Below are 26,437 nucleotides of genomic sequence, written 5' to 3' on the forward strand. Positions count from 1 at the left end.
AGCCCGCCCCCTCAGGCATCGCTGCTCCCGCTCATGCGTTTGAAAAGAAAGATATTGGCGCCCTGCCCCGCGCTTTCGGCGGCGGGAACGTGCAACTGCTCGGTCAAATAGCGAAATACGATGCGAGCGGCGGCTGGAGACAATGCCGGCTTCCAGAGCCAGATATCCCGCTCGCGATCCACGCCCTCGCGATCAAACATCGCCTCTTGCGCGTCAGCAGCGCAGCCGACGCGCCACTCGGCAGCCTGGCCGCCAAATTCCTTTATGTAACTCAGGAATTCGAACTTGATCTGCTGCGGACTGAAGATCATCGCCATCAACCCGGCTGCGGCCGTAGGCGGGCATGCCGTGAAGTCTCCGGCGTGCGCGACCGCCATGCCTCAACCAGAGCAGAGCCTTTGCGCTTTTCATCTGCGGACATTTGCCCGACGACCGCTTCGAGCGCGTTGAGCGCATTGCCGACGCCGTGCTGCGCGGCAAGCGACAGCCACACGAAGGCTTGCACGCGATCTTTCTCGACGCCGATTCCATTGGCGTAAAAGAACCCGAGGCGCGCTTGCGAGGGATAGTGTCCGGCCTCGGAAGCTCGGCGGTACCACTTCGCAGCGAGCTCAGGATCGGCCGGTATGCCCTCTCCCTTGGAATAGAGAGTAGCGAGATTGTATTGCGCGAAAAGATCGCCCTGCTCGGCGGCCTTGGTGAGCCACACCACGCCGTCCGCCACATCCCGCGCGACGCCCTGCCCCATCGCAAGCATGGCGCCAAGGTTGGTCTGCGCAAGGACATTCCCGGCCTCTGCGCTCTCGCGATAGAGTTCGACCGCCTTTGACAGCGAAGTCGGAACACCCTCACCGTTGACGTACATCGCCGCGAGCCAGGCTTTGGCGTCGGCATCGCCTTGCTCCGCGAGTTCGGTGAACATGCCGAAGGCCTCACCGAAGGCTTCTTTCTGGTAGGCGCCGACGGCGAGAGCGATCGCCTTGTTGTCACCGGCATCGTATTTGAGAGAGAGCATCGTGCTTAACCTCGCGCATGCTGAAAAAGGGGTTGCGAGAAAAACTGCCGTGGAGCCCGCGCCGCGCGGCGGGCGAGCATGCGCTGCATCCAAAGCCCTTGCGGATCCCGCTGCAGAGGAAGCGCCGAGCCGATCGTCTCGGGACGCGAGTTCGTGCCCCAACGCACAGTGCCATGATGATCGGCACATGCCTTGGCCGCGCGATGCTCGATTTCCTTCGTCCAGAATGCCGATGCGCCGTTTTCGCGAGATGGGCTGTAGACGAAGTAACGGCAAAGTGTTTGCCCGAGCGCCGTCTGCTGCAGCACGATCGCGCACGTCTCGTCGCCCGCTCTCATGAGGACGAGATTGGGAAACAGCCAAGCGACAAGGGCGGGCTGTTCCTCGATAGACGTGCGGGCAAGCGTCCACACACGGCCTTCGTCTTCAAGCATCGGCGCACCTGCCGCGAGGTGCTGGCCGAGAAGTTTCCAATTGGCGGGAAACTCCAGCCAACCCGAAGAGACGAGCCGCGATCCGTCTCTGAAAAAGCCGCCGGCTTCATTGAGATCGGCAAACGCCGTTGCGCTCGACTCCGGCTCGACATCGAGATTGACGAAAATAAGCGGACCGAGTTGGCCGGCATGAGCGGTCAAGAGGCGCTCAGGGCGAAGGCCGAGATATTGCTGCATCTCGGGCGTATCGTTACCAAGATCGCGAGCGGGAATTGCCGCCCGGTCGCGGCTATAGCCACAAGACGTGAACGAGCACTTCGTCTTCTTCCCGGACTGGCATTGCAGCGGGATAGCGCGGCAGCCGCCGTGCTGAGCCTTGTTGAATCGCGCTTTGAACTGGTTGCCGACACGTTGCACATGAATACCGTGTTGGCCGACCGTGAACGGCAGTAGGTCCCCGTCGTGTGGGATTTCATCTTGCGTGCCGATAGAGACCCAATCGCGCGTCCAGACCGTCTCGTCTTCCATCAGGCTGAATTGCAAGGAGCGAAACGCGACGGGCGGCAGCACGCGTGCCTCACCCGGCCGGCCTATTGCCTCGGCATAAAATTCTGCGCTGGAAAGATCCTGGCCTTCGTCATGGAAGCCGAGATCAGGACGATGAAGCATGCGCGTTGCCCTCATTCATTGAAGGGAGTGCAAATGGATTTTTTGAGAGATGACCGGTGCCCAGGAATGATCCCCGGGCACCGGAGTGGCCTTCCTCAAGCTTGAGTAACGGGCGCCGGCGTCTCGTAGTCGGCGCGGCCGCGATGCTTGATGGCATCAGCGGGCGGCGGCGGCAGCGGTCCATCCATCATGAACCGGTTGAGCACGTTGCCAACGAGCGTCGAGACGTTGTTCTTGCCGTTGTTCCAGGGCAGAGATCCGCAGAAGGCAATCGACGAAAACGCGAAGCAAGCACCGCCGTTCGGCGTCTCGTGGAAGGCGATATCGCCGCGCACCCGCGGATGTGTCGTACCGTCGAGACCCTGCTGGTTGAAGCCGAAGTCCTCCATGACGAGGAGGTAGGATTCGGGATGCCGGCCGGCCGATGTCGCAACCGCAAGCGTGTGTGGAGGTGAGCCGAGCGTCACGTCGACGATGTCGAGTTCGAGACCCGCACAGCCGCCGCCGACAAGACCGAAGTTTCCGATCGGCTCATCGTACGAGATGCCTTCGAACGCCCAGGCAACGCGCGGATCGAGGCTGTCCGGCGTACGGCTGAAGTACGACGAGACGTCGAAGCCTTCGCACGTCATGCCGACGCCGGCGACCGAGTAGAGCGAACGGCCGCGATAGCGCCACATGCCGCCAAGTTCGCCGGTACCCTGGTGATAGTACTCGCCAGGTTCCGCACGCCACGTGCGGATGCCCGACTCGCAACGCCGCATCTCGGTGATGACACCACGTCCAAGCGAGTCGTAGGCCGGATGGAACGAGTGCACCCAGTACCAGGCGTCCGCGCCCATATACATGAGCCTGCCGCCACGCTGCGTGTAGTTATGGAGCGCGTCGAGCTGCGTACCCGTGTTGTGCTCGGGGTGCGAGCCGGTGATGATGACGTTGTAATTCTCGAGACGCGCGAGACCGTCGTAGCTGACGTCCTCATCGGTGATCACATCGTATTCATAGCCCATCGTCTCCAGCCAGTAGATGAGATGGAGATCGGCGGGATACTGCCACGGTGCCTGTGCGAGGAAGTGATCGTACTTCGGCCGCATCGAGAGGATCGGGCGCAGACGCGACGAAAGGCAGATGCCCGAGCCGTCGGTGTGCGTGTCGTAGATCGAACCGCCGTACTCGCGGTGCTCTGCGAGGAACATGTTCTGGTGCTGCATGATCGGCACGCGGTAGACGAACAATTCAGCGCCGCCCGCGTTGCACGCCACATGCTCGTTCGCATACGCCATGTAGCTGGTCGTCGGAACCATCACAGCGATCTTCGACTGCTCCTTGCCGATCTTCGGAACAACCCAGAACGGGATGTAGTCCTCATCGCCTTCGGAGGTAGTAAGCTTCAGCGCGTAGAACCGGCTCTTGATGCCTTCCGCCGGGACTTCCCACTCGAGATCGCTCACCCAGCGGGCGTTATCGACATCGTCGTCGTGGAAGTGGATGGCGCCATATTCTTTCTTGGCATACTTCCAGTCGAAATTCTGGCCGCTCCAGTTGTAGCCGGTCAGAGCGCGCGTGGGGCAATTGACGAGTTGAGCGTCGAAGCGATACGGCCCGTTGTCCTTGGCGACGATCGTGTCGATGCCGTCCCAGAAGTCCCAAGCCGCGACGATGGCTTCCGAAAGCGCACCCGTCGGGCCGGAGTTGCGCCGCTCAGTGAGGCCCGGCTGCGCGCCGCCCTTCATCTGCTCGATCTCGAAGCGGTTGAGTGCCTTGTTCGAGATGCGTGGGCTGTCGATCTTGCCGTTGTACTTGCCGGTAAACCAAACGCCGGCCGGCAGTGATGACTGCGCCAGAGGATCGTCGTTGATCTTGTCGACGTAAGCTGCGAGTGCGACAGGCGCCGGCGTATGCGCGATCTTCGTCTTGATGGTCGCTTTGACGGGCTCGATGACAGGATCCAGCGCGTAGACGATCTGCGGCTCGTGATAGAGCACGACCTCACCCGTCGCGGCGTCGAAGCTCGCGGCAACGAAATGCCAAGCGTGATCGCGGATCGGAACGCCCGTCGTGATCTTGTGCTCATTGATCCGCAGCTCGAGGCAGCCTTCCTCGCTGATGAAGAGGCCATAGCCCTTGCCGTCCATCCACTTCGTCACGAGGCCCTGTGCGCCGTGCTTCCAATAACGCGGATGGGTCTTAGGCGTCGTCGGCCAGATCCAGCACTGCAGCGTGAAGCTTTCCAGATGGAACTGCGGCGCATCTTCGACGTATCCGTACGAGCCGCTGTGAATGATTTGCTTGCGGCCCTTGTAGACGCCTTCGACCTTCGACGAGATCGGCTTTTCGATGAAGCCCGGACCACGCGGATTGGTATCGCCGTTGATCATGTGGACGACTTCGGCCTTGTACTCGGAAGGCCCGTCGCAGTTGATGTAGAACTTGATCTTGTCGCCGGGGTGCACGCCAAATTTGTCAGCGTATCCCGTCAGCCTCATGGCACACATGGTAGTCTCCAGTTACGTTGCTTCCCTGCACATGGCTCCGCCATTCGCGTCCTCGACCAAAGACGCGGCAGGAAATGTATTTATTTGCGAAGCAGAAAGGGCTGAGGCCTCTCTGCGGTAGAGGGAGTTAGGTCACCGGCCAGTTGTCATCGCGGTGCTTCCAGCCTTCCTCGAAGTGCTCCGGCATGCCCGCCGTCTCCGGCAGCTCATCGAGCCGCATCAAGAAGATGTCGTGCTGAATTTCCTGCTCGTCCGTATAGACCTTGTCGTTGACGAACACCGGCGGCACGCCGCGAATGCCGGACAAACGGCCGATACGCCATTCCTGATCCACCTTCGTGCAGATGATGATGAGCTTGCCCTTCACTGATTCGCCGCGCATCCGCAGCAGAACCCGGCGAAGCAACGGATGTTCGTGGGTGCCGCCGGTAAGGACCGTCGTATCGCCTGGCGTCTCGCACTTCAGCACCGAGAAGCCGGCGACACCCTTCATGGATTCCACGCATTCCTTATGCAGGCGGATCAGCTCCTCCCGCTCGGGCGTGCCTTTCTTTGGAATAGAGATCATTTGCACTCCGTTGTTTGGCGGTTGAGTTTCTGTTCGACTATCCGGTGCCTATTCCGAACCGCCACGGATGGCACCAATTCCCAAGTTGTTCCTTCGCTAGATCGTCATGTGCTGCTCGACGAGTTCATCGGTCATTTCCGAAATCGGACCACGGGCGACCACGCGGCCGTGATCGACCATGATGAAAGCGTCGCCGAGCTTGCGCGCGACCTTGATGTGCTGCTCCGTCAGGATGAGGCTGATGCCGTACTCCTTGTTGAGCATTCGCAAGATCTCGCCGATCTCGTGCACGATGTTGGGCTGAATGCCTTCAGTCGGCTCGTCGAGAAGAAGGATTTTCGGATCGACCGCGAGCGCACGCGCAATCGCGAGCTGCTGCTTCTGACCGCCGGACAGCAAACCGGCACGGCGATCGAGATTTTCGCGAAGATAGGGAAAGATCTTCAAGCAAAGCTCCGGGATATCTTCCTGCTTGTCGGTGCGCGCGAACGTTCCGAGCAGAATGTTCTCCCGCACCGTGAAGTCCGAGAGAATGCCGCGTCCTTGCGGAACATAGCCCAGCCCATACGTCGCGCGGATGTACGTGGGCTTATTGCCGAGCTCTTGACCGTCGATCCTGATGGCGCCGGTCGACTTGTCGGTCAGCCCCATGATCGTGCGCATCAACGTCGTCTTGCCGACGCCATTGCGGCCAAGCACGCAGACGCATTGGCCCTGCTCGAGTTCGAACGAGAAATCCCTGAGGATTGGCGTCGCGCCGTAGTAGGAGGTGACGTTATTGAGTTCCAACAGCGTGCTCATGCCGCCTCCTGCTCGCCGAGATAAACCTCACGCACGCGTGCGTTCGCTTCGATTTCACTGAGCGTGCCCTGGGCGAGAAGCGAGCCCATGTGCATCACCGTGACGACATCAGCGATCTGGCGAACGAAGCCCATGTCGTGCTCGACGACGATCAGCGTCGTTGTTTTCCGCAGATCCCGGAAAATGCGCGCCGTCTTCTCGATTTCGCCCTCGGTCATGCCCGCAATCGGCTCATCCATCAGCATGAGGCGCGGCTCCTGCATCAGCACCATGCCGATCTCGAGCCATTGCGTTTCACCGTGCGAAAGATTTCCGGCGATGACATCGAGCCGCCGCGTGAGGCCGGCGAGATCCGCAACCTCATCGAACTTCTGCTTCAGGCCTGCTCTGTGAAACTTGAACAGGTTCCAGAACGGATTGGTTTGGCGGCTGTAGGCGACTTCGAGATTCTGCCTGACGGTCATGTCCCGCAGTACGGCCGGCACCTGGAATTTGCGGCCGACACCGGCGCGCGCGATTTCATGCTCGTCGCGCCCCGTGATGTCCTCATTCGCGAACAGAATGGTCCCCGAAGTCGGCTTGACGCGTCCGGTGATGAGATCGATCGTCGTCGTCTTGCCCGCACCGTTCGGGCCGAGAAGGCAGCAGATCGTGCCTTCGTCGACGGTCATGCTGAAGTCGTTGATGACTTTGGTCGTGTCGAAGTTTTTCGACAGATGCTGGATTTCCAGTAGTCCGCTCATCAGTATGCCTCTTCCTTGATCGCCACAGGCTCGCCCGCGCCGTTGCCATGCGGCGCAGAGGATCGCCGCGAACTCAGCAGCCCAAGACCGGCTTCGAGAAGGCTGGCGAGGCCATTGGGGAGGAAGCGCACGACGATGATGAAGAAGCCGCCGAGCAGAAGGAGCCACGTCGAAAGGAACGTATCGCCCAGGTAGCTCTGCGCGCCTTGGATGACGAAGGCTCCGATCATGGCGCCGATCAGCGAGTGACGCCCGCCGATCGCAGCCCAGATGACCATCGAAAGGCTGAAGCCGACGTCGAGCTGAGCGGGCGACACGTATTGGACGAGCATCACCCAGCAGCATCCGGCGATCGCGGCGATGAGGCCTGAGATGGTGTAGATCATCGTCTCGTAGCCGGCGACGCTGTAGCCGAGGAAGCGGACGCGTTCGGAGTCGTCGCGGATCGCCTGCGTGACAAGACCAAATGAGCTCTGCGTCAGAAGCTTCGCCAGCACCGTCGAAGCGCAGAGGAAGACAAAGACGATCCAGTAGGCAATCGGGCTATAGGGATCGATCTCGATGCTGCCGAGCTGCAGAGCCGACGGCGGCGACAGGCCGTTGGCGCCGCCAGTGTAGGCCTGCTGGTCGAGAATGATCGTGTAGAACGCCGACAGCATGGCGAGCGTCATGATCGTGAAGAAGACGCCCGACACGCGCGCCCGGAACATGATGCCGCCGAACACCACGCAGAAGAACGTCGGAACGGCAATCGCAAGGAAAATGCCCGCCGCCGTGCTCTGGAATGGCACCCAGAGCAGGGGCAGATGCTCCAGGCTGTTATTCAGCATGAACGGTGGGATGGGGTTGGATTCTGTCTGCGTCTGCATCTGCATGGTCATGGCCATGCCGTAGGCGCCAAGGCCGAATGCAATGCCCTGGCCGAGGTTCAAGATGCCGCCGAACCCCCAGCAGAGGCTGATCGACAGCGCCAGCATGCCGTAGACACCGTAAGTGGCGAGCTGATTGAGAAGGAAGCTGTCGTCCTGGAACAGCGGAACAGCTCCGATTGCCGCGAAGAAGACCGCATAGGCGAGCCACTGCGCCGTTTTGTTATGATAGATGTTGCCCATGATTTAGCGGTCCCGGTCTGAAATGCGCCTGCCCATGATCTGCCTCATCGTCTCACCCCACCTTGGGAGAAGAGACCCTGCGGCCTGAATCTCAGGAACACGACGATCAGCACGAAGATGATGAAGCGAGCGAAGGTGTCATTGGTGAAGGACGCGAAAACCGACTGCATCTCACCCGTCACGCCACTCGCCGCGACACTTCCCGCCAGTGAGCCGCCGCCGACGACAACCATGAGAAACGCCTGCACCACGTAGCTCGAGCCCATGGTCGGCAATACGATGGCGAGCACGCCGAAGAGAGAACCGGCAACGCCGGCGAGCCCAGCGCCCAGCGCAAACGTCATCATGTAGACGCGGCTTGAATTGATGCCGAACGAGGCCGCCATATCCTTGTTCTGGACAACGGCGCGAACCTGCACACCAAAGCGCGTCTTGTAGAAGAGCAGCCACAGCGCGAGCACCAGCAGTGCCGTTATCGCGAGAACGATGACGCGGAAGGTCGAGATGGATGCTGAACCGAGCGTGATGGTGCTCTGGAAGATCTCAGGCACGGAGATGTATTTCGGGTCGCTGCCGAAGATCAGCCGCACGCCCTGCATCAGCACCAGCGACACGCCGTAGGTCGCAAGCAGCGTATCGAGCGGGCGCTTGTAGAGATATCGGATGAGACCGCGCTCGAGCGCCAGGCCGACGAGTGCCACGATGACGAACGACGCCGGAATGCACAGCAGATACGGAACGCCGAGATAGTACTGCAGCATGTACGAGCTGTAGGCGCCGAGCATGATGAACTCGCCATGCGCCATGTTGATCACCCCGGCTGTACCGTAAATGATCGTCAAACCGAGCGCCGCAACCAGCCAAATACTGCCGATGCTGATGCCGAGGATGAGCGCGTTGGTAAGCGAACCTATATCCATGGCCAGTGTATTTCCCCTACGAATAGGCCGCAGTTCTTCTGCATCCGCCCTCCCATGAGGGAGGCGTCTGTCGTTTCATTTTGAAATGCGAAATGGGCCCGCGTCCCCGCTCGCCGCGGGCCCAATGCCGTTAGATGACGTTCGTACGAAGCTTGCCGTCGGCTGCCTTCAGCCCGTCCTTCGTGCAGGTGCCGAGGTTCGGATAGATCGAGTAGGGATCGGGAGCGACGTGCTGCTCGGCCGCCTTCAACACCTTGAAGGTTCCGTCTCCCTGGCATTGGCCGATCTTCGGCTTCAGCCAGGTGTTGAAGTTGTTCTCGTCGATCCAGACGAGACCTTCCGGCGACACCTCGTCCTCGACACGAATGCCAGCCGAGTGATCGCGAATGACGCGCGGCGTAACGTTCTCGATGCCGACTGCGGCAGCAGCCTTTTCCAATCCGGCCTTGAAAATGTAAGCGGAGAGGTACGTCTCTTCCATGTTGTAGTGGGTGACGCCGTTCTTGCCGTACTTGCTCTTCAGGAAGCCTTCGACGAACTTTTGGTTGGTCGGGTTGTCGAGCGTCTGGAAGTAGGGCGCAGAGAGGAAATGCCCGGCGCCGAATTCAGCACCCATGGCCCGCGTCTCGATCTCACCGGTCGTGAGCGAAGCAATCGGCATCGAATCGACTTTGAAGCCTTCCTGCTTGAACTGCTTGTGGAAGGCGATGTCGGAAGCACCGACGACCGTCGAGAAGATGAAGTTCGGCTTGGTATCGCGGATCTTGTTGAGCACGGGACCGAATTCCGAGCTGCCGAGCGGAATGTATTCCTCGCCCACCAACTCGCCGCCAACCTGCTCCAGCCAAATCTTGGCGTTCTTGTTCGACTCCTTCGGCCAGACGTAGTTGGAACCGACGAAGAAGACCTTCTTGCCGAACTTCTCCACCATGAAGGGGATGAGGTCCTTCGAATGCTGGTTGGCGAGCGGGCCCGTGCAGATGGTGTTCTGCGTGCATTCCGCGCCTTCGTAGCAGGTCGGATAGTAGAGCAGATGGTTCCGCTGCATGACCGTCGGCAGGATCGCCTTGCGGCTGGCCGAGGTATAGCAGCCGAAGAGCGCGATAACCTTTTCGCGAAGGATCAGCTCCTTCGTTTTTTCCGCGTAGACGTTGAAGTCCGACTTCGCGTCGACGATGACCGGCTCGACGGGGACCCCGTTAATGCCACCGTTCTTATTGATCTCTTCGAATGCGTATTGCAGTACGAGGGTGGAGTCTTCTTCCGGCACTGCCAGCGCGCCGGTCAAAGAAAACAGCAGCCCGACCTTGATGGGTTCACCCTTCTTGAGGGTCGCGCCCCAAGCCTCTTTCGAACCAGGTAGCCAGAGATGAGGCATGCCGACAGCCGCCGATGCGGCCAGCGTGGTCGTGAGGAGTCTTCGGCGCGTGAAATCCATTTTCGGGTCCCCCTGGAAGGCCGGAGCGCGCGTATCTCGCGAAACGCACTGCTAGATGTTCGCACGAGGCTCTAGACCTCGCGTCTAGACGATGCGGCGACTTTCGGCGGAGCGTCAATCACTTTTATTGCCCTGCAAGAAAATTTCTTTTCATCTCGTGTCACCTGCCGAAACGCTGTGCGGCCTGCCCTTTTTTCGCCTCCGCCCCGCTGAAATATCAGGCAAAATACAGCCCTCGCCTGTGTGGCAAGCGCTGAGCGTTGAGCCGACTCCATGCTCGTGTTGCAGGCTGACGATTGACAGCCATACCAGCTTGCGTGTTGTAGGCGTCTAGAACGCCCTTTCCACTTCGCTCGAATCGGAAGCGAATGGGAGCACGTCCTGCCGCTACCGGCACAACACTGAACAAGGCCGCCCTAGACGCATTTCGTCTAGACAGAAAGGCCAACGCTAAGGGAGCTAGCGTAAGGATGAAGGTCATCATCGCCGACGACCACTGGGTCGTTAGACAATCCCTCAAGCAGGTCATGCGCCGGCTTGACCAGAAGCTTGAGACCTTTGAGGCCGAGACGTTCGCAGAGCTCACGGCATTACTCGCCGAGCATCCGGACACGAGCCTTATCCTCCTCGATCTCGTCATGCCAGGCGTCGAGGAACTCGGAGGCCTAAGTGTCCTTCGCTCCCAGTTCCCCGATGTCCCAGTCGTTGTCGTCTCGGTGCATGAAGACGTCGAGCACGTGATCGGCTCCGTCAAGCAAGGTGCGATCGGCTATATCCCGAAGTCGGCGGCAGGCTCCGAAATCGAACGGGCTCTGGAACGCGTGCTCGCCGGCGAGGTGTCCTTTCCGCGGCGGATCATCGAACGATCCTCCGCCCCTGCTGCTCAAGCCAAACCAGCCTCGACCGGCCGCGACCTCGGTGCGCTTACCGAACGTGAACGCGATGTGCTTTCATTGCTGGGCGGTGGCTCGTCCGTGAAAGCTATCGCCGAAGAACTGGGGCTTAGCAGCCAGACGGTCCGCATCCACCTCGGCAATGCCATGAAGAAACTCAATCTCCGCGACCGCACGAGCGCCGTGCACTATGCCATTACGCACTTCGGCCGCGCCCCTAGTGCAGCCAATGGATGATAGGCGCACGAGCCTGCAGGGCGGCGTGGTAGAACTTGCGCCCATCTGGGACGGATTGGACGCCATCGACATCGGCATCCTCGTATGGTCGCCCGATCGCGTGCTCATCTATATCAATGAGGGATTCCATCGCGGCTGCGGCCTGCCCGTCGCGCTCGGAATGCAGTACGACGAATACGTCGCCGCCGTAGCTCAGTCTCACGAATGGGTGCTCCCGTCGGCGCCCGACGACTGGGCGCAGGAAACCATCAGAGACTTCGGCGTCATCAACGAGGCCGACTATCAGTTCGCCACGGGCAACATCATGCATGTTGCGCAAAGGCCGGCAGCACAGGGCGGCATGGTGGTCACATTCACCGATGTCACCGCGGTGAAGCGGAACGAGCGGGAGCTGCGTGAGGCCAAGGAAGCGGCCGAAGCGACCGATGAAGCAAAATCGCGTTTTCTGCGCGCCGCCAACCACGACTTGCGCCAGCCGCTCGCCTCGCTGAAAATCCTTATCTACAATTGCCTCCGTGAGCAGGACGAGGAACAGAGATCCGAGATCCTCCACGCCATGGGCGTGGCGGCGTCGATCATGGAAGATCTCCTCGGCGCACTGCTGCAAATCGGCCAGCTCGACGCCGGCCGCATCCAGCCGCGCATAACGTCCTTCCAGCTCTCCGATCTCTTCGACCGGCTGCGAATTCAGTTTCGCCATCAAGCCCAAGAGAAGGGCCTCCGTCTCAGGTTCGTCACGCCGAACAAGACGGTGTCTACCGATCGCGCGCTGCTGGAACGCATCCTCAGCAATTTCGTCGCCAATGCCATTCGCTTCACCGAGGTCGGAAGCGTTCTGATCGGCTGCCGCAAAGAAGGCCGCGGATTGCGCATCGAAGTCGTCGACACCGGTCGCGGCATCAAAGAGGAAGATTGCGATCGCGTCTTCCAAGAGTTCTACCGGGTGGCCGACGACAACCGCGCTCAAAAGAAGGGGTTGGGACTAGGACTCAATATCGTCATGCGCCTGGCGGAACTGCTCGAGCATCCGATCAGACTGCGCTCCAAAGTCGGCAAGGGCTCCATTTTTTCGGTTTGGATCCCGCTTGGAAACATATGGCACAGCGAAAACGGACTGGCTGCCGAGATCACCGAAGCGGTGGCAGGCGAGTTCGCGGGAACGCCCGTGCTGCTCGTCGAGGACGACGAGATTCTCCGCGAGTCCATGGCGCAGCTGCTCCGCCGCTGGGGCATCGACGTCCATTCGGCGGCCAACGAGGAGAACGCTTTGCGCCTCGTGGCCGATGGCGCCGAGCCCGAACTCATCATCGCCGACTACAATCTCCAGACCCGTACCGGGCTCGACGTGATCAATGCAATACGCAAAGCCGCCGGTGAGGACACGCCCGCGATTGTCGTCACCGCCGACGCCGAGCCGAAGGTCATCAACGGCATCCGCGAGGCAGGCGTCCCCGTGCTGATCAAACCCGTGAGCCCGCCCCGCCTGCGCGTTTTGATGCACAACCTCCTCTTCGAGCCTGACGTCCACAGGCAAACGGGCTCCTGATAATTCATCCAGCAAAGGACAGATCTCACGTGAAAGGCGATACGTCTCCCGTTCCCATTGGCAGCATGGTTCCCCTGACAGGGCCCGCAGCTGCTGATGGCGCCGAATTCCGGAACGGTATGATTTTGGCCTGCGAAGAGCTGAACGCACGCGGTGGATTGCTCGGCCGACCCATCCAGCCGATTTTCGCCGACACGTGCCGGCAGTCGGCGAAGGAAGTCGTCGCGGCTGCGCGCTGGCTGATCGAAAAACATAAGGTCCACGCCATCGTCAACGGCTACAACATCGGAGCTCAAAACTCCGAATACGAGCCGATTGCCGACGCTGGCATCATCTACGTTCACGCCAACACGCTGCTTCAGCACCACGACACCGTGATGAGCAATCCGGATCGGTATTTCGGATGCTTCATGGCCGACCCCGCGGATTATTGGTACGGGCCGGGGTTCATCAAGTTCATCTCCTGGCTGCGAGACAGCGGCCAGTGGACACCGAACTCCGATCGTCTCGCGATCATTTCGGGCTCGACGCCCTACAGCATCGTTATCTCCAACGCGATGGCGAACGCCGCTGCGAGTTTCGGCTGGCGCGTCTGCTTCGGACCAAAAATCGTTCAAACGCCGACGAGCAAATGGCGCGACGTCATCGAAGAAGTTCGCGCAACGAACCCGGCGGTACTCGCCAACACGCACTTCTACGCGGGCGATCTGGCACACTTCCAAAAGCAGTTCGTCGAAAAGCCTATGGACTGCCTCGTCTACCTGCAATACGGCGCCGTCCATCGCACGTTCACCGACATTGCTCAGGAAGCAAGCAACGGCGTCATCGTCTCGTCGATCATCGGCTTGCTGCGCGATGAAATGGGCAAGCGCTTCGAAGCCCGTTACAAGGCCCGCTTCGGAGATGGTTCGACGCCGACCATCGGCTGCCAATCCTATGGCAACATGCATCACTACGCGATCGGCGCAGCAATGGCCGGCGGCTCAGGAGCGCCAGGAGACTTCGAACAGAACCGGAAAGTGGCCTTTGCGCTGAAGGGCATGATCTATCGCACCGTCCACGGAACGATCCGCTACCATCCCGACTGGCAAGCCGTCGTCCCCTACCCGGTCATGACGCATGACCCCTCGCTCGGGATGCCGCATATCTTCTATCAGATCCAAGACCACCGCGAACCGCTCTCGATGATCGCGCCCGAGCCTTACAACACCGAACGGTTCGTCCTTCCGCCCTGGATGAACAAGCGATCGGCGAAGCCCAAGCCCGCACTCGTCAATTCGCGCGGACTGACGGACTTCTAAGAAGTTTGCGGTACGCGCATCAGATGCGGCTGGCGGTCCAGACGCCGGAGCAGAGGCCCGAGGGCCCAGTGCCAGCCCACGTTCCGCGGCCTCGAAGAAAGGTGAAGCGTCCAGCGCCCCGCGCAATACGCGGTCCGGAGACCGCAACCAGCCGTGCCTGTCCAGAACCTGATACGCGCCCGTCCATATTGATCGGATAGAACGCGAAGAAGCCGCCCGTAGAGAAAATGCGGCCACCACTGACCGCGAACGGAATTTCGACGACGCCGCAATGCCCGCGCGTTGTCTGGGCGACCATGCTCCACATTCCATCGTACCGTCCCGCACTTGCGGGAAGAGCCGTACAGACCATTGCCGAGGCGGCCACCAGAGCAAGCCTGCAATTACGCATGACGACCATGGGAGACCTCAAACGTGCGTTCCGCACAAAACGAGCCCATTTTCCGCCAATCCAACCTTTACAGCAGAGCCTGGTTCCTCGGCCTCCATGGACCCGGCAGAATGCCGGCCGCCTTCCACCTGGATTGGCAAATCACAAGGGAATACGCCGCGCAGGATTATAGAAAAAAGCGCGGATTTTATTGTACCGCGCAGCTCCCAGCGGAACGAAGTAGCCGGCGATGGCATTTGCGCGGAGGAGCTCCCATGCCGCAACAGAACCCCATTTATCCGATGGAAGCGAAGCTCGCCGCCGACCTCCCCGTCGGGCCGGGCTGGCTTTATGAGCCGAAGTGGGACGGCTTCCGCTGCTTGGCATTCAAGGATGGCGCGTCGGTCGAACTGCAGGCCAAATCCGGGAAGCTTTTGACGTCTTTCTTTCCTGAGGTCGTAAGCGCGGTCGCCGCGATCAAAGCGGAACGCGTCGCCCTGGATGGCGAACTCCGCATTGTGCTCGACGGCAAACCCGCATTCGACGCGTTGCAGATGCGTCTGCACCCCGCCCCCAGCCGCATCAAAAAGCTTTCAAACGAAACACCCGCCTCTCTGGTGGTCTTCGACACGCTCGTCTCCGTGAAAGGCGTCCCCATTCACGAGCGTCCACTCTCCGAGCGGCGCCGCGCACTCGAAAAGCTCGCAGCAAAGCTGCCGGAAAGCATATCGCTCACGGAGTCGACGGAAGATCTAAAAATCGCCAATCGCTGGCTGAAGAGCGGCCATGCTGGCACCGACGGCGTCATCGCGAAACGGCTCGACTTGCCCTATCGCTTCGGCGAGCGCGCCATGATCAAGGTGAAGCGCATCCGCACGGCGGACTGCGTCGTCGGCGGCTTTCGTTACGGTCAGGGCAGCAAGCTCGTCGGCTCGTTGTTGTTGGGCCTCTATGACGATCAAGGCCTACTGCATCACGTCGGCTTCACATCGGCCCTTGCCAACACCGACAAAGCCGCTCTGACCGCGAAGCTCGAAAAGCTCATCGCGCCGCCCGGCTTCACCGGAGATGCGCCGGGAGGCCCCAGCCGTTGGGCGACGGAGCGCTCCGCAGAATGGCAGCCACTGAAACCCGAGCTCGTCGCCGAGGTGAGCTACGACCATGTGACCGGAAATCGCTTCCGCCATGGAACGCGGCTGCTGCGGTGGCGTCCCGACAAAGCGCCCGCCCAGTGCACATTCGACCAGATCGCTTAGGACCGAGCCTGACCTAGTCACAAATTGTGTGACACTCGTGCCACAAGATTTTCTCGCTTTGATCACACCGCGCCACACGGCTGCACCGCCGCGAGAATCCGTTGTGAAAAATCAGAATAAGCAAACAACTCAATTCATGCGTCATGTCCAAGATCGCCGGCATAGCCGCCGCTAAGCTGGAAAAAACGCGCCGAGCGGGACCGCCTTTCCGCGTTGCCGCGATACGCACAGCACACATTTCGCGATAGCCCGAGTATTCCTCTTTTCGTTCTTTAGAAAGAACCAACTCATTCCTATGGGTTGGAATTTATCTCATTTCATATCCGAATTTTCCTCAGCTTTATTCAGCCTCCATCGAGCCTAACCGGTGACGATCGGCGCGCAGGGGACGCGCCGCTCAACCGGCTGACCACATCGCGCAACACGCGGTCGACGTCATGAGGCGGCGAGTAACTGTTTGATCTTTGGAGGTACGGAATGTTCGGGGGGACTTATAAACGCGCAGGCTTCGCTGCCGGCATAGCAGCGGCGGGATTGGCGCTTGTGGGCACTGCGCCTGCGTCGGCCGCAGATCTCGGGGGCAACTGCTGCGCCGACCTCGAAGAGCGCATCGCGGAACTCGAGGCGACCGCGGCCCGCAAGGGCAATCGCAAAGTCTCTCTGACCGTTTCCGGCTTCGTCAACGAAGCCGTCCTCGGCTGGGATGATGGCGTCGAGCGCAACGCCTATGTCGTGACGAACGAAACGGCGCAGGATCGCGTTCGCTTCCTCGGCCAAGCGCAAATCGCGCCAGGCTGGAACGCCGGCTACTTGCTCGAACTTGGCGTACGAGGCGCCCGTGAAGATCGTATCAGCCAAGACGGCCCCGGCGCCGACAACGGCGTAAGCGTTCGCCACAGCGCCTGGTATCTGTCCGGCAAGGAGTACGGCAAGGTGTGGGTCGGTCAGACGTCTGACGCGGCTGACGGCATTACCGAGATCAACCTCGCGAATACCAACCACTTCTCCTACTCCAACAGCTGGGGCAATACCTTCGGCGATGGCGGTTCGGGCTTCTTCGTCCGTCGTACGGACGGCGTGCTGAGCGCCGCACGTTATGGCCAATTCGTTGCGCGGGGCACGCAGCAGGCAATCCCGGGTGAAGGCCATCGTTTCAACGTCGTCAAGTATGAAGCGCCGACGATCGCAGGCTTCACTGCCTCGGCCGCATGGGGCGAAGACGACATCTGGAACATCGCCCTTCGCTATGCTGGGGAATTCTCAGGCTTCAAGTTGGCGGGCGGCATCGCCTACACGGAATCGAACGATATCCCGGGTCCCGATCACACCTCTGGCGTCTCGCGCGGCGTCGGTGACACGCAGGAATTCGGTTTGAGCGCATCGATCTTTCATGTCGAAACGGGGCTCTACGCTTCCGGTGCCTACGGCCACCTTCATGACGATGGTCTGGACGCTCTCTACGGCCGCAACGTCGATGACGACACCAGCTTCTGGACCATCCAGGCCGGTATCGAGCGCAAGTTCTTCCCCATCGGCAAAACCACGGTCTTCGGTGAGTACTTCAACCTGGATCGTGGCGCTGCCAGCACCAACAGCGGCGGCATTCTCAATGTACCGACCTTGGGAACGGGCTTTAATCAAGTCGCCAACTCGCAGATCGAAGGCTGGGGCGTGGGCCTCAATCAGAACCTGAGCGAAGTTGTCGATCTCTACCTGTCCTACAAGCACGTCCAGCTCGACGTTACGACGACGAACGGAGTGGCGACGCGCGATGCCAGCATCGATGCCATCCAGTTCATCACGGCAGGCGCCCAGATCAAGTTTTGATCGCAATAAGGGATGATCTCTACACCCCGTCTTGGTCATCCGTAGATGTGATCTAACGAGAGGGCCGCGTCTCTTCACGAGACGCGGCCCTCTTACTTTTCGAGAAGACGCGCGGCGCGAACTCAGCTGCCGTTTTCGCGCATCGTGTCCCAGAAATCGACGGTTGCTTCCCGAAGCGTACCCTCGCAGTCGCGATTGCAGTCAATCTTCGTACCGTGACGAAGAACGAGCTTCTTGCCATCGCGCCCAGACCGCAGCCCGGCCGTGTAGCAGCCATTGCCATAACGGCTGCAGGCGGTCAGCGAACCATCGGGATTGTAGCCGTGCGCCCTGTGGCCGGCCGCAGCCGGCAGGGCCGCGAACGATAGGACTGCCAATGCCGCTGTGAGAGGAAGAATGGTCCGCTTCATAGGTTCGCCTCCTTCGTTATTACCTTTTGTACAATTCGTATTACGAAGTCGGCGATAAGCAAATCACTTAAAGTGCAGTTGAGTCATGCTCTCTGGTCAGTCCGAAATAACATCGAAGAATCCAATTTAGCGTCGAGCGCGATGTGATCGATCTGCGTCGCAGCGCCGGCCCGCAAATTCCCCCCGGGAATATCAAAATAAGAAGAACTTCATTGGCTTGTCCGGCGAAGACCATAACGTGTGACGCGGGCCAATAGCAAAAACCGACAGCATTTCGTGGTCGCCAGCGGTGCTGACAGCGAGCAGTCGACGAATATTCGAGAGGGGCGATGAACTTCCAACAGTTGCGAATCCTGCGTGAGATCATTCGCTACAAGTTCAATATAACGGACGTGGCGAACGCAATATTCGCCTCGCAGTCGGGTGTCAGCAAGCAGATCCGAGAACTCGAGGAAGAGCTGGGGTCGCCTTTGTTCATCCGCCGCGGCAAGCGCCTTCTTGGCCTGACGGACCTTGGTGCTGATGTCGCCCGCATGGCCGAACGCGTCCTCTTCGAAGCCGACAACATCAAGCAGGCCGCCGCCCAGTATGCCGTCCAGGACCAAGGCATCCTGCAGATCGCGACGACCCATACGCAAGCCCGCTACGCGCTTCCCGAGATTGTTGTGAAGTTCAAGCGCAGCTTCCCTGCGGTCCGGCTGGAGCTGCGGCAGACGAACCCCAAGGACATCCCCTCACTCCTGCTCGCGGGTGAGGCTGACATTGGCATAGGCACCGACGTCTTCAGCGACGTCGAAAACATCCTCACATTCCCCTTCTACGAGTGGAGCCATATTGTCGTGGCGCCAGCCGGGCATCCGCTCGCAAGCGGCAAAGCCGTGACGCTGGATGAACTCGTGCAGCATCCCATCATCACTTACGAGTCCGGAATCACCGGCCGTGGCCGCATCGACGAGGCTTTCGAGAACGCCAACCTCCATCCCAATATTTCGCTGACTGCGCTCGATGCCGACGTCATCAAAACCTACGTCGCGTCGGGCTTAGGCGTCGGGCTCATCGCGCCAATGGCCTATGATGAAGCGCGCGACGCGGAGCTGCGCGTGATCGACTGCGCTCAACCGTTCGCACCCAGCACGACCAGCATCGCAATCCGCCGCGGCCGCCTCCAGCGAGGCTTTGTCTACCGCTTCATGGAACTCTGCGCGCCGCATCTGACCGAGAACGACATCCGAGATGCCGAGCTGCTCGACGGCAACGAGCACTTGCAGCCGGGGCACCCGTTTGCGCACCCGCGGCTCAGCTATTGGAATCGTGATCTCAGTCTGACAGCGTGAGGCGAAGCGCGGAGGAGGCCTCCCAACAAGCCTCCATGGACGCGCTCCAAACGATTAGTCGAGTCGACCGAGCGCCCAACGCACGTTCTTGCGTACGTCGGCGTCGATGTCGTCGGCCGCCTCTTCGAGAAACGCCTTCGCTTCGCTGGCCCGCAGTTCGCCGAGTGCGGCAGCAGCCTCCTTGCGCAAATTGGGCTGCGAATGCTTGAGGCTCGGCGCGATTGCAAGCGCGCTTGAACGGATCTTCAGCGCCGCCAAGCTGCGAATAGCCTTCAGCCGCACCTGCCAAAACTCATCCTCGAGCCGCGCAACGAGCGCGTCCTTTGCGGCCGCGCCTCCTGGACTTCGGCCCAGCGACTCCGCCGCGACCTCGCGCACCGGCCATTCAGGATCGTTGAGTGCCCGTGCAATAACATCGGCAGACGCCGGTGCCTGCGAGAACGCAAGCGCATTGATCGCAGCCCGGCGCACCGTCGCGTCGCTGTCCGACGCCGCAGAACGGAGAGCAGGCACGGATTCCTCGAGCTTCAAAAACCCAATGACGCCGACGGCATGGACGCGAACGCGCGGATCGTCATCTCGCAAGGCGCCGAGCGCAGGTTTCAGCGCCTCCGGCCGCCGCAACTCTTTCAGCGCGCGCAAAGCGGCTTCTTTGACGAAGGCCGAGGGATGCTCGACAAAGGGCAAGATGACGTCGGCGCTGGCCGGATCCTTGAGTTCCGCCAAGCTTTCAGCGGCGGCTTGCGCAACGCCTGGATCGGTGTCCGTCAGTGCGCGCGTGAGAGCATCAGCTGCCTCCACCCCATCGAACGATCCGAGCGCGGTGGCCGCCTGCAGTCGAATGCCGGCATCGTCATCGCTCAGCGCCGAGGCGAGCAGCGGGATGGCCTCCGGCAAGCCGGAATCGGCAAGATCCAAAATCGCTACACGGCGCTCGCCGGCATCGCCAGAGCGCAGCGCTTCCGCAAGTTCATTCAGATCGGCGGTGTCTTCAAAGATGCCGGCCATCGGTACGAGCACACGCCCCCTGTTTACTTGAGAAGGTAGGGAATGTTGACCGTCAGCGCCGCCGTCGGGCAGTCGCACTGGCATGGCAGGCAGTACCAGCATTCGTCGTAGGCCATGTAAGCCTTGTTCGTCATTTCACTGATGCGCAGAACGTCGAGCGGACAGACATCCACACAAACGGTGCAGCCCTTGTCCGCGATGCATTTCTCATTATCGACGACGACTGGAACGCTCGTCGGCGTATTTGCCAGCGGCATAACAAACTCCCTTGATAGTCGTAGTTTTTCGGTCAGGCGCGTGCTTCGACGCGCTGGCGGTAATAGAGATCCTTCTCGTCATCCTCGATCGGCACGACGTAAGGATCGACAGCGCGCTTCTCGCACGTCATCTGCCCATCCACCTTGCCGAGCAGCGTGTGACAGAACCAATTCTCGTCATCTCGCCCCGGGTGATCGGTGCGCAAATGATAGAGGCCCCAGCGGCTTTCGGTGCGGAACAGCGAAGAAGCCGCAGCCATATCGGCGCAATCCAAAATCGAAGATGCTTCGAGCGCGCGGAGAAGCTCGTGCGCATTGCGTGCGATCATCCCCGTCTCGAGATCTTCGCGCACTTCGGCAAACCGCGACTGCGCCAACCTGTACTTTTGCGGAACCTTGGGAGGCTGCAAATAATCATTCACGAAACGGCGCGTCTTGTACTCGATCTGGTTGGGCGGGATGCCGTCTTCACGCCGCGTCGGCGCCAACACGCGCTCGCGCTCCCGCGCAACGTCTTCCGGATCGTAGGCGGCGAAATCGGTGTCTTTGGCATAATCGCTCGCGTGTTCGCCCGCGATCGATCCATTAGTGAAGGCGCCCAGCATGTAGCTGTGCGGAACGCTCGCCATATCGCCCGCCGCGTAAAGACCTGGCACCGTCGTCCTCGCGAATTCATCGACGAACACGCCGGACGCACTATGGCCCGAGCAGAACCCGATTTCGGAAACGTGCATCTCGATCTTGGAACTACGATAATCCGTGCCACGGTTGGCGTGGAACTGCCCGCGCGAAGGCCGCTCGACCTTGTGCAGAATGGACTCGATCTCCGAGATCGTATTCTCGTGCAGATGATTGAGCTTGAGGAACACCGGACCCTTGCCGGACTGAAGCTCGTTGTAGAACTCCAGCATCATTTGGCCCGACCAGTAGTCGCATTCGATAAAGCGCGCGTCCTCGTTGTTCACCGTGTAGGCGCCGAATGGTCCGGCGACATAAGCGCAGGCCGGCCCGTTGTAATCCTTGATCAGTGGATTGATCTGGAAACACTCGAGGTTCGCGAGCTTCGCGCCGGCGTGATAGGCCATCGCATAGCCATCGCCCGAATTGGCCGCGTTCTCATAGGTGCCGAAGAGGTAACCCGACGCTGGAAGCCCGAGCCGCCCCGCAGCTCCCATACACAGAATGACGGCCTTCGCCTTGATGACGAGGAACTCCGCCGTGCGCGTGTTGACGGCAATGGCGCCAGCAGTACGTCCATCTTTGTCTTTCAGCAGCCGCGTCGCGATGTAGCGGTTTGAAATGAGAAGCTGCGCGCGGCGCAACTGACGGTAAAGCGCCTTTTTCACCGTATCGCCGTTCGGCATCGGCAGCACGTAGGTGCCGAGATGGTGCACCTTCTTCATGTCGAAGTCGCCGTTCTCGTTCTTCTGAAAACGGATGCCGTAACGATCGAGCTCCTGAATGATGGCGTAGCATTCCTGCGCGTACTTCAGGACCGCCTTCTGGTTGACGATGCCATCATTTGCGATCGTGATCTCGCGCGTATACTGCTCAGGCGTCGCATGACCGGGAATGACGGCGTTGTTCAACCCGTCCATGCCCATGCTGATGGCCCCCGACCGTTTGACGTTCGCCTTCTCAAGCAAAATGACTTTGGCGCCGGGGTTCTTCAACTTGGCTTTCAGCGCCGCCATGGGGCCAGCCGTCCCGCCACCGATCACAAGCACGTCGCATTCCACCTCGTTGAGGCCGTCGACGATCTTGTCCAAACTCATGAAGTCCCCGTGCTGCTCTAGGTCTTCGCTGCGATCGTTGTCCGATGCGCTGCTGAAGCATGAAAAAATGATATCGAAACTTCTAAACGGCGCTGATGCCGATGCCGTACCAAGAAAAACTTCAGTCGATATGTGATTACTTGATAAGGGCCGCGGCTAGAGACGCGCACCGGCCGCTATGCCAAGCGGACTGAGCCGTTGCAGCGGATGCGGATCCTGAGTCGACCGCAATAGTCCGAGACAATGCGCCTTGAGCTTTCCGAACTCCGCCGAGGCCATGATCTCAGTCGGCCGCGGACGCTCGAAGGGAACCTTGATCACTTCCAGGATGCGGCCAGGCCGCGGGCTCATGACGATGATCCGGTCGGCCAGAAACAGCGCTTCGTCAATATCGTGCGTCACGAACACGATGGTTGTCGGAACATGCCGCCAGATCGCGAGCAGCAGCTCCTGCATCATCAAGCGCGTCAGTGCGTCGAGCGCACCGAACGGCTCGTCCATCAGCAACAGCCGCGGCCGGTTCACCAGAACGCGCGCGATTTCCACGCGCTGCTGCATGCCGCCCGATAGCTGCTTGGGATACCGATTGGCGAAGTCGCTGAGGCCAACGAGCTCGAGCATCTCGGTCGCAAGCCGCCTGCGTTCCGCCTTGCCATAGCCGCGCATCTTCGGCCCAAACGCGACGTTGTCGCGCGCGGTCTTCCAGGGAAAAAGCGTGTGATGCTGGAACACGATGCCACGATCGGGATGGGGCCCCGACACCGGCGCGGAATCAACGTGCAGCTTGCCCTTGGCAATTTCGATGTGCCCGGCAAGCGCGCCGAGCAGCGTCGACTTCCCGCAGCCGGAAGGCCCGAGAATGCACACGAGTTCACCGGGCTCGATGGTGAAGCCGACGTCCTGCACGGCCTCGAACGCGTCCGCACCCCGTCCAAGCGCAATCGATACATGCTCCGCATCGATGCGGCCGCCCTTGACCAGAGCACTCAATTCACGACGCTCATCGGCGTAATTCCTCAGGCGTATGCCATGGCGTCAACGCCCCGCCGATTCTCCGAAGCAGATAGCTGCTCCCCATGCCGAGCACACCGATCAGAAACATGCCGACGACAATGTCGGCGTAGTTCTGCAGCGTGTAGGACTCCCAGGTGAAATAGCCGATGCCGAACTGGCCGGAGATCATCTCGGCCGTGATGAGGCAGAACCACGAAGTCCCCATGCCGACAGCGAGGCCCGTGACGATGCTGGGCGCAGCACCTGGCAAGATCACTTCACGCAGGATGGCGCCCCGCGTTCCACCCAGACTGCGCGCCGACGCGACGAGACGCGGATCGACGTTCTCAACCCCGTGCACAGTATTGAGTAGGATGGGGAACAGCGCCCCGATGAAGGTTATGTAGATCATCGAAAGCTCGGAAGACGGAAACATCAGCACGGCCAGCGGAATCCAGGCGACGGCTGGTATCGGCCGCAGCAATTCGAGCGGCGGCGATAGAAAATCCGACGCCCGCTTCGACCTTCCGATGGCGAGGCCGATCGCAATGCCAACGATCGCCGCAATCGCGTATCCCGCGAACACGCGCATCAGACTGGTGCCGATATGCGAGAACACCTTCGGAGATTCCGCGAACTCGATGGCTGCAGCGAGCACGTCGGTCGGCGCCGGCACATTGGCAAACGTCACGATCCCGAGATTGATGTGACAGGCGGAAGCCGCCTGCCACGCGAGGAGGCAGACGGCGACCGAGCTTACTCTTACGATCCAACGACCGTATCGCGCTTCAGATGAATGGGCCAAGCCTATCGGCCTCAGTTGCTCGCAAGAACCGCGGCTCGGGCGCCATTGTAGTCGAGCACCTTGCCGCCGTTGCTCTTGGCCCACGCCTCGGCGTTTTCCTTGAGCAGGAAGGCGCTGACGTCGCCGCTATCCGTTCGCACGAACCAAGACTTGGCACCCAGAAGCTTGATGCCGCTCTCGCGATCCTGGGCGTAGAACACGCGAACCGTCTTGCCGTCGGCCTCGAAGGCCTTGAGCGCTTTGAACGCGTTGGCCGCAGTCGCGTAGTGATGAACAAGCGGCTCGCCGTTGATCCAGATCTGCGCGACCCGCTTTGCGTCCTTGATCTCTTCACCCGTCAGCGCATCCTTCGCATTTAGCGGTGACTGCGCGTAGTTCTTGAGCTGAGCCTCATAATCGAGACCGGCTTCCTTGAAGGCCTGCTTGATGTAGGTCTCGGAGATGAACGTGTTGAGGTCGAGACCCTGGTCCGTCTTCTTCAGAAGCTTCAGGGTTTCGAGCGCCGTCGCGACGTCCTGACGGAACTCGGGCTTCCAAGTGAGGTCACGTGTCTGCAAGCCGAGCGGGCCGTGGAACAGGTAGTTCACTTCGGCTTCGACACCCGTCACCATCGCAATCAACTCGCTGTATTTCTCGGGCTCCGCCGCAACCAAGCGATCGGCTTCGATTGCAGCGCGCAGGTACGCAACAACGATCTCTGGGTACTTCTCGGCGTAAGCGGCGTCGACAAGCGCCCCGTGGAACGTCGGTCCCTCGGCCTGCGATCCATCAAGAATTTTGCGCGCAAAGCCGCGCCAGGGGAAGAGCTCGGCAAAAGGCACGAAATCGGCATGCGCGTCGATTTTGTTGGCTTGCAACGCGGGGCCCGCAACCTCCGGCGCCTGCGTGATGATCGTCACATCCTTCTCGGGATCCCAACCTTGCGCAGCAACCGCTCTCAGCAGGAAAGCGTGCGCTGTCGACGCGAATGGCACGGAAATAGTCTTGCCCTTCAGCTCGGAAAACGACTGGACGGGCGATGCCGTCGGAACGACGATACCGTTGCCGCTCCCCTTGACGCTGCCCTGAAGCGCCGTGATGAAAAGGCTCTTGCGGCCTGCTTTTTCGTGCGCAACGCCATTGAGCACGCCCGGAAATTCCGCCATGACGCCGAAGTCGAGCTTGCCCGCGATCTGTTCGTTCGTGATCGGTGCGCCGCTCGTGAAGTTCTTCCACTGGATGTCGTACGTGACGTCTTTGTACTTGCCGTCACGCGGAAGGTATTTCTCGAGCAGCTTCTCCTCGCGGATGATCAGGCCACCGGTCGCAGTGTTGATCGTCGTGTCCTGCGTGCCGATGGCGACGCGGATCGTCTCAGCCTGTGCCGAGGCGATAGAAGCCGCCGTCAAAAGCAAGCCAGCGAGTAGCGAATGAATACGCATTGTTATCCCCCAACCCAAAGAGCAGTTCCGATCACGCGCCATCTCATGGCGGCATCGCGCGGATTGGGAGCAAACTTGCAGTGGCGATGAACGGCAGTAAAGCTCAGAACGACGCCCCGTTTAGACGGATTTCTTCTAAGAAATCCAGCTCTACGAACAGGCAATCGATCCATCGACCGCCGCGATCATCACCTCCGCTGATGCAGATTTTCTACTAACATTGCAGGCGCCAGTATCGGAGGATCCAAACGCCGCTAGAAGAACCGGCTGAGAAACGCGACAGCCTCATCCGAAACGCCGACGATCTTGTTCGTCGCTTGGCGATAGAATTTGAAGTTCAGCTCAGTCTCGGGCTCACCATTGTCCCAGTCGGTAAACTGCTTAAGCTGGTTTCGTCCCAACGGCCGCTTCGCGAATGCCGTCACTCTAATCGAGACACTGACGCGCGGTGTTTGCCGGGCGATGCCATCCTTCTTGGCAACCGCTTCCGAGGACGTGACGACCCCGCGCGCGATGAGCCCCGGGCCGCCTTCGTTTTCGCTGGCGAACAAAAAAATTGTATCGCCTTCTCTGACGTGCTTTCCGCCATACATCGTCTTCTGCGCAGCGAACGCGAAGGTCTTCGCTCGCACGTCGCGAACTGCGGCCTTGATCGCGTAAGCCATGCTGCCCCCCGTTACGACCCAATATTATCGCGGGGACATATGGTAGGCGATGACGAGCAGGCTTGTCAGAATTGAGGAGAAGAAGCCGGCGAAAGCGCCGATCCAAAACGGCAATGGCTCGTGAATGAGGATGGAAAGTTCGAA

25 protein-coding genes are annotated in these 26,437 nt (G+C 60.3%); 6 read left to right on the plus strand and 19 right to left on the minus strand.

All coding sequences use genetic code 11. The annotated features are described in order from the left end of the window. Positions 1–11 precede the first annotated feature (11 nt). The 10 genes from VFG26_RS00315 to VFG26_RS00360 all read right to left on the minus strand — a co-directional run bounded on the left by VFG26_RS00315 (position 12) and on the right by VFG26_RS00360 (position 10,195). On the minus strand, positions 12–317 hold the full coding sequence (locus VFG26_RS00315; protein WP_325021037.1) for a hypothetical protein: 306 nt from the start codon (positions 315–317) through the stop codon (positions 12–14). Next, positions 317–1,015, minus strand: coding sequence for a tetratricopeptide repeat protein (locus VFG26_RS00320; RefSeq protein WP_325021039.1), 699 nt, complete (start codon positions 1,013–1,015; stop codon positions 317–319). Before VFG26_RS00320 ends, VFG26_RS00315 begins: the two co-directional genes overlap by 1 nt. Positions 1,016–1,020: 5 nt before the next feature. Then, a complete protein-coding gene (locus VFG26_RS00325) occupies positions 1,021–2,118 on the minus strand; it encodes a ring-hydroxylating oxygenase subunit alpha (protein ID WP_325021041.1) in 1,098 nt (365 codons plus the stop codon). Between the two features lie 95 nt (positions 2,119–2,213). Then, positions 2,214–4,613 carry a N,N-dimethylformamidase beta subunit family domain-containing protein gene (locus VFG26_RS00330; protein ID WP_325021043.1) on the minus strand — a complete coding sequence of 800 codons (2,400 nt, stop codon included), beginning with the start codon at positions 4,611–4,613 and terminating at the stop codon, positions 2,214–2,216. Between the two features lie 127 nt (positions 4,614–4,740). Further along, entirely contained in the window at positions 4,741–5,181 is a 441-nt protein-coding gene (locus VFG26_RS00335) for a N,N-dimethylformamidase, small subunit (RefSeq protein WP_325021045.1), read from the minus strand. 96 nt (positions 5,182–5,277) lie between these two features. Further along, positions 5,278–5,982, minus strand: a complete 705-nt coding sequence (gene urtE, locus VFG26_RS00340) for an urea ABC transporter ATP-binding subunit UrtE (protein WP_325021047.1) — start codon at positions 5,980–5,982, stop codon at positions 5,278–5,280. Beyond that, the gene (urtD, locus tag VFG26_RS00345; RefSeq protein ID WP_325021049.1) at positions 5,979–6,725 is read right to left on the minus strand and encodes an urea ABC transporter ATP-binding protein UrtD; all 747 of its coding nucleotides are present in this window, start codon (positions 6,723–6,725) and stop codon (positions 5,979–5,981) included. The genes urtE and urtD overlap by 4 nt, the downstream gene beginning before the upstream one ends. Further along, positions 6,725–7,837, minus strand: a complete 1,113-nt coding sequence (gene urtC, locus VFG26_RS00350) for an urea ABC transporter permease subunit UrtC (protein ID WP_325021051.1) — start codon at positions 7,835–7,837, stop codon at positions 6,725–6,727. Before urtC ends, urtD begins: the two co-directional genes overlap by 1 nt. Positions 7,838–7,881: 44 nt before the next feature. After that, positions 7,882–8,757: an urea ABC transporter permease subunit UrtB gene (gene urtB, locus VFG26_RS00355; RefSeq protein WP_325021053.1), complete on the minus strand. Its 876-nt coding sequence runs from the start codon at positions 8,755–8,757 to the stop codon at positions 7,882–7,884. Positions 8,758–8,887: 130 nt separating this feature from the next. After that, positions 8,888–10,195 carry a transporter substrate-binding domain-containing protein gene (locus VFG26_RS00360; protein WP_325021055.1) on the minus strand — a complete coding sequence of 436 codons (1,308 nt, stop codon included), beginning with the start codon at positions 10,193–10,195 and terminating at the stop codon, positions 8,888–8,890. 470 nt (positions 10,196–10,665) lie between these two features. Here VFG26_RS00360 and VFG26_RS00365 point away from each other — a divergent pair, with 470 nt between their 5' ends. The 3 genes from VFG26_RS00365 to VFG26_RS00375 are packed head-to-tail and all read left to right on the plus strand — an operon-like array spanning position 10,666 to position 14,172. Then, positions 10,666–11,325, plus strand: a complete 660-nt coding sequence (locus tag VFG26_RS00365) for a response regulator transcription factor (RefSeq protein ID WP_325021057.1) — start codon at positions 10,666–10,668, stop codon at positions 11,323–11,325. Further along, positions 11,318–12,871, plus strand: coding sequence for an ATP-binding response regulator (locus VFG26_RS00370; protein ID WP_325021058.1), 1,554 nt, complete (start codon positions 11,318–11,320; stop codon positions 12,869–12,871). Before VFG26_RS00365 ends, VFG26_RS00370 begins: the two co-directional genes overlap by 8 nt. A 29-nt stretch (positions 12,872–12,900) precedes the next feature. Next, positions 12,901–14,172: an ABC transporter substrate-binding protein gene (locus VFG26_RS00375; protein WP_325021060.1), complete on the plus strand. Its 1,272-nt coding sequence runs from the start codon at positions 12,901–12,903 to the stop codon at positions 14,170–14,172. Positions 14,173–14,191: 19 nt separating this feature from the next. On the opposite strand, the gene VFG26_RS00380 is transcribed toward VFG26_RS00375, so the two are convergent. Beyond that, positions 14,192–14,470 (minus strand): hypothetical protein, encoded by a 279-nt coding sequence (locus VFG26_RS00380; protein ID WP_325021062.1) that lies wholly within the window; start codon positions 14,468–14,470, stop codon positions 14,192–14,194. A gap of 347 nt (positions 14,471–14,817) precedes the next feature. Between VFG26_RS00380 and VFG26_RS00385 the strand changes: the two genes are divergently transcribed. Then, positions 14,818–15,798, plus strand: coding sequence for an ATP-dependent DNA ligase (locus VFG26_RS00385; RefSeq protein ID WP_325021063.1), 981 nt, complete (start codon positions 14,818–14,820; stop codon positions 15,796–15,798). A 477-nt stretch (positions 15,799–16,275) separates the two neighbouring features. Next, entirely contained in the window at positions 16,276–17,625 is a 1,350-nt protein-coding gene (locus tag VFG26_RS00390) for a hypothetical protein (RefSeq protein ID WP_325021065.1), read from the plus strand. A 122-nt stretch (positions 17,626–17,747) separates the two neighbouring features. Here VFG26_RS00390 and VFG26_RS00395 read toward each other — a convergent pair whose 3' ends face one another. Further along, positions 17,748–18,035, minus strand: a complete 288-nt coding sequence (locus VFG26_RS00395) for a hypothetical protein (protein ID WP_325021067.1) — start codon at positions 18,033–18,035, stop codon at positions 17,748–17,750. Between the two features lie 329 nt (positions 18,036–18,364). On the opposite strand from VFG26_RS00395, the gene VFG26_RS00400 reads away from it, so the two are divergent. Continuing rightward, a complete protein-coding gene (locus VFG26_RS00400) occupies positions 18,365–19,369 on the plus strand; it encodes a LysR substrate-binding domain-containing protein (RefSeq protein ID WP_325021069.1) in 1,005 nt (334 codons plus the stop codon). A gap of 54 nt (positions 19,370–19,423) precedes the next feature. Here the strand turns inward: VFG26_RS00400 and VFG26_RS00405 are convergent, their stop codons facing one another. The 7 genes from VFG26_RS00405 to VFG26_RS00435 all read right to left on the minus strand — a co-directional run bounded on the left by VFG26_RS00405 (position 19,424) and on the right by VFG26_RS00435 (position 26,293). Continuing rightward, a complete protein-coding gene (locus tag VFG26_RS00405; protein ID WP_325021071.1) occupies positions 19,424–20,377 on the minus strand; it encodes a HEAT repeat domain-containing protein in 954 nt (317 codons plus the stop codon). Positions 20,378–20,400: 23 nt separating this feature from the next. Continuing rightward, the gene (locus tag VFG26_RS00410) at positions 20,401–20,634 is read right to left on the minus strand and encodes a ferredoxin family protein (protein ID WP_325021073.1); all 234 of its coding nucleotides are present in this window, start codon (positions 20,632–20,634) and stop codon (positions 20,401–20,403) included. 32 nt (positions 20,635–20,666) lie between these two features. Next, entirely contained in the window at positions 20,667–22,409 is a 1,743-nt protein-coding gene (locus VFG26_RS00415; protein WP_325021075.1) for a fumarate reductase/succinate dehydrogenase flavoprotein subunit, read from the minus strand. Positions 22,410–22,565: 156 nt separating this feature from the next. After that, positions 22,566–23,399 (minus strand): ABC transporter ATP-binding protein, encoded by an 834-nt coding sequence (locus VFG26_RS00420; protein WP_325021077.1) that lies wholly within the window; start codon positions 23,397–23,399, stop codon positions 22,566–22,568. A gap of 10 nt (positions 23,400–23,409) precedes the next feature. Further along, positions 23,410–24,207 carry an ABC transporter permease gene (locus VFG26_RS00425; RefSeq protein ID WP_325021079.1) on the minus strand — a complete coding sequence of 266 codons (798 nt, stop codon included), beginning with the start codon at positions 24,205–24,207 and terminating at the stop codon, positions 23,410–23,412. 11 nt (positions 24,208–24,218) lie between these two features. Then, on the minus strand, positions 24,219–25,628 hold the full coding sequence (locus VFG26_RS00430; protein WP_325021081.1) for an ABC transporter substrate-binding protein: 1,410 nt from the start codon (positions 25,626–25,628) through the stop codon (positions 24,219–24,221). Between the two features lie 254 nt (positions 25,629–25,882). Further along, positions 25,883–26,293: a hypothetical protein gene (locus VFG26_RS00435; RefSeq protein WP_325021084.1), complete on the minus strand. Its 411-nt coding sequence runs from the start codon at positions 26,291–26,293 to the stop codon at positions 25,883–25,885. Positions 26,294–26,437: the final 144 nt, after the last annotated feature.

This window comes from Hyphomicrobium sp. (assembly GCF_035687085.1).
Classification (GTDB): domain Bacteria; phylum Pseudomonadota; class Alphaproteobacteria; order Rhizobiales; family Hyphomicrobiaceae; genus Hyphomicrobium_B.

Coding starts and splice junctions, on each gene's coding strand:
- VFG26_RS00315 (WP_325021037.1), bottom strand. CDS start 317: ATGGCGATGATCTTCAGTCCGCAGCAGATCAAGTTCGAATTCCTGAGT.
- VFG26_RS00320 (WP_325021039.1), bottom strand. CDS start 1,015: ATGCTCTCTCTCAAATACGATGCCGGTGACAACAAGGCGATCGCTCTC.
- VFG26_RS00325 (WP_325021041.1), bottom strand. CDS start 2,118: ATGCTTCATCGTCCTGATCTCGGCTTCCATGACGAAGGCCAGGATCTT.
- VFG26_RS00330 (WP_325021043.1), bottom strand. CDS start 4,613: ATGTGTGCCATGAGGCTGACGGGATACGCTGACAAATTTGGCGTGCAC.
- VFG26_RS00335 (WP_325021045.1), bottom strand. CDS start 5,181: ATGATCTCTATTCCAAAGAAAGGCACGCCCGAGCGGGAGGAGCTGATC.
- urtE (WP_325021047.1), bottom strand. CDS start 5,982: ATGAGCACGCTGTTGGAACTCAATAACGTCACCTCCTACTACGGCGCG.
- urtD (WP_325021049.1), bottom strand. CDS start 6,725: ATGAGCGGACTACTGGAAATCCAGCATCTGTCGAAAAACTTCGACACG.
- urtC (WP_325021051.1), bottom strand. CDS start 7,837: ATGGGCAACATCTATCATAACAAAACGGCGCAGTGGCTCGCCTATGCG.
- urtB (WP_325021053.1), bottom strand. CDS start 8,757: ATGGATATAGGTTCGCTTACCAACGCGCTCATCCTCGGCATCAGCATC.
- VFG26_RS00360 (WP_325021055.1), bottom strand. CDS start 10,195: ATGGATTTCACGCGCCGAAGACTCCTCACGACCACGCTGGCCGCATCG.
- VFG26_RS00365 (WP_325021057.1), top strand. CDS start 10,666: ATGAAGGTCATCATCGCCGACGACCACTGGGTCGTTAGACAATCCCTC.
- VFG26_RS00370 (WP_325021058.1), top strand. CDS start 11,318: ATGGATGATAGGCGCACGAGCCTGCAGGGCGGCGTGGTAGAACTTGCG.
- VFG26_RS00380 (WP_325021062.1), bottom strand. CDS start 14,470: ATGGTCGCCCAGACAACGCGCGGGCATTGCGGCGTCGTCGAAATTCCG.
- VFG26_RS00385 (WP_325021063.1), top strand. CDS start 14,818: ATGCCGCAACAGAACCCCATTTATCCGATGGAAGCGAAGCTCGCCGCC.
- VFG26_RS00390 (WP_325021065.1), top strand. CDS start 16,276: ATGTTCGGGGGGACTTATAAACGCGCAGGCTTCGCTGCCGGCATAGCA.
- VFG26_RS00395 (WP_325021067.1), bottom strand. CDS start 18,035: ATGAAGCGGACCATTCTTCCTCTCACAGCGGCATTGGCAGTCCTATCG.
- VFG26_RS00400 (WP_325021069.1), top strand. CDS start 18,365: ATGAACTTCCAACAGTTGCGAATCCTGCGTGAGATCATTCGCTACAAG.
- VFG26_RS00405 (WP_325021071.1), bottom strand. CDS start 20,377: ATGGCCGGCATCTTTGAAGACACCGCCGATCTGAATGAACTTGCGGAA.
- VFG26_RS00410 (WP_325021073.1), bottom strand. CDS start 20,634: ATGCCGCTGGCAAATACGCCGACGAGCGTTCCAGTCGTCGTCGATAAT.
- VFG26_RS00415 (WP_325021075.1), bottom strand. CDS start 22,409: ATGAGTTTGGACAAGATCGTCGACGGCCTCAACGAGGTGGAATGCGAC.
- VFG26_RS00430 (WP_325021081.1), bottom strand. CDS start 25,628: ATGCGTATTCATTCGCTACTCGCTGGCTTGCTTTTGACGGCGGCTTCT.
- VFG26_RS00435 (WP_325021084.1), bottom strand. CDS start 26,293: ATGGCTTACGCGATCAAGGCCGCAGTTCGCGACGTGCGAGCGAAGACC.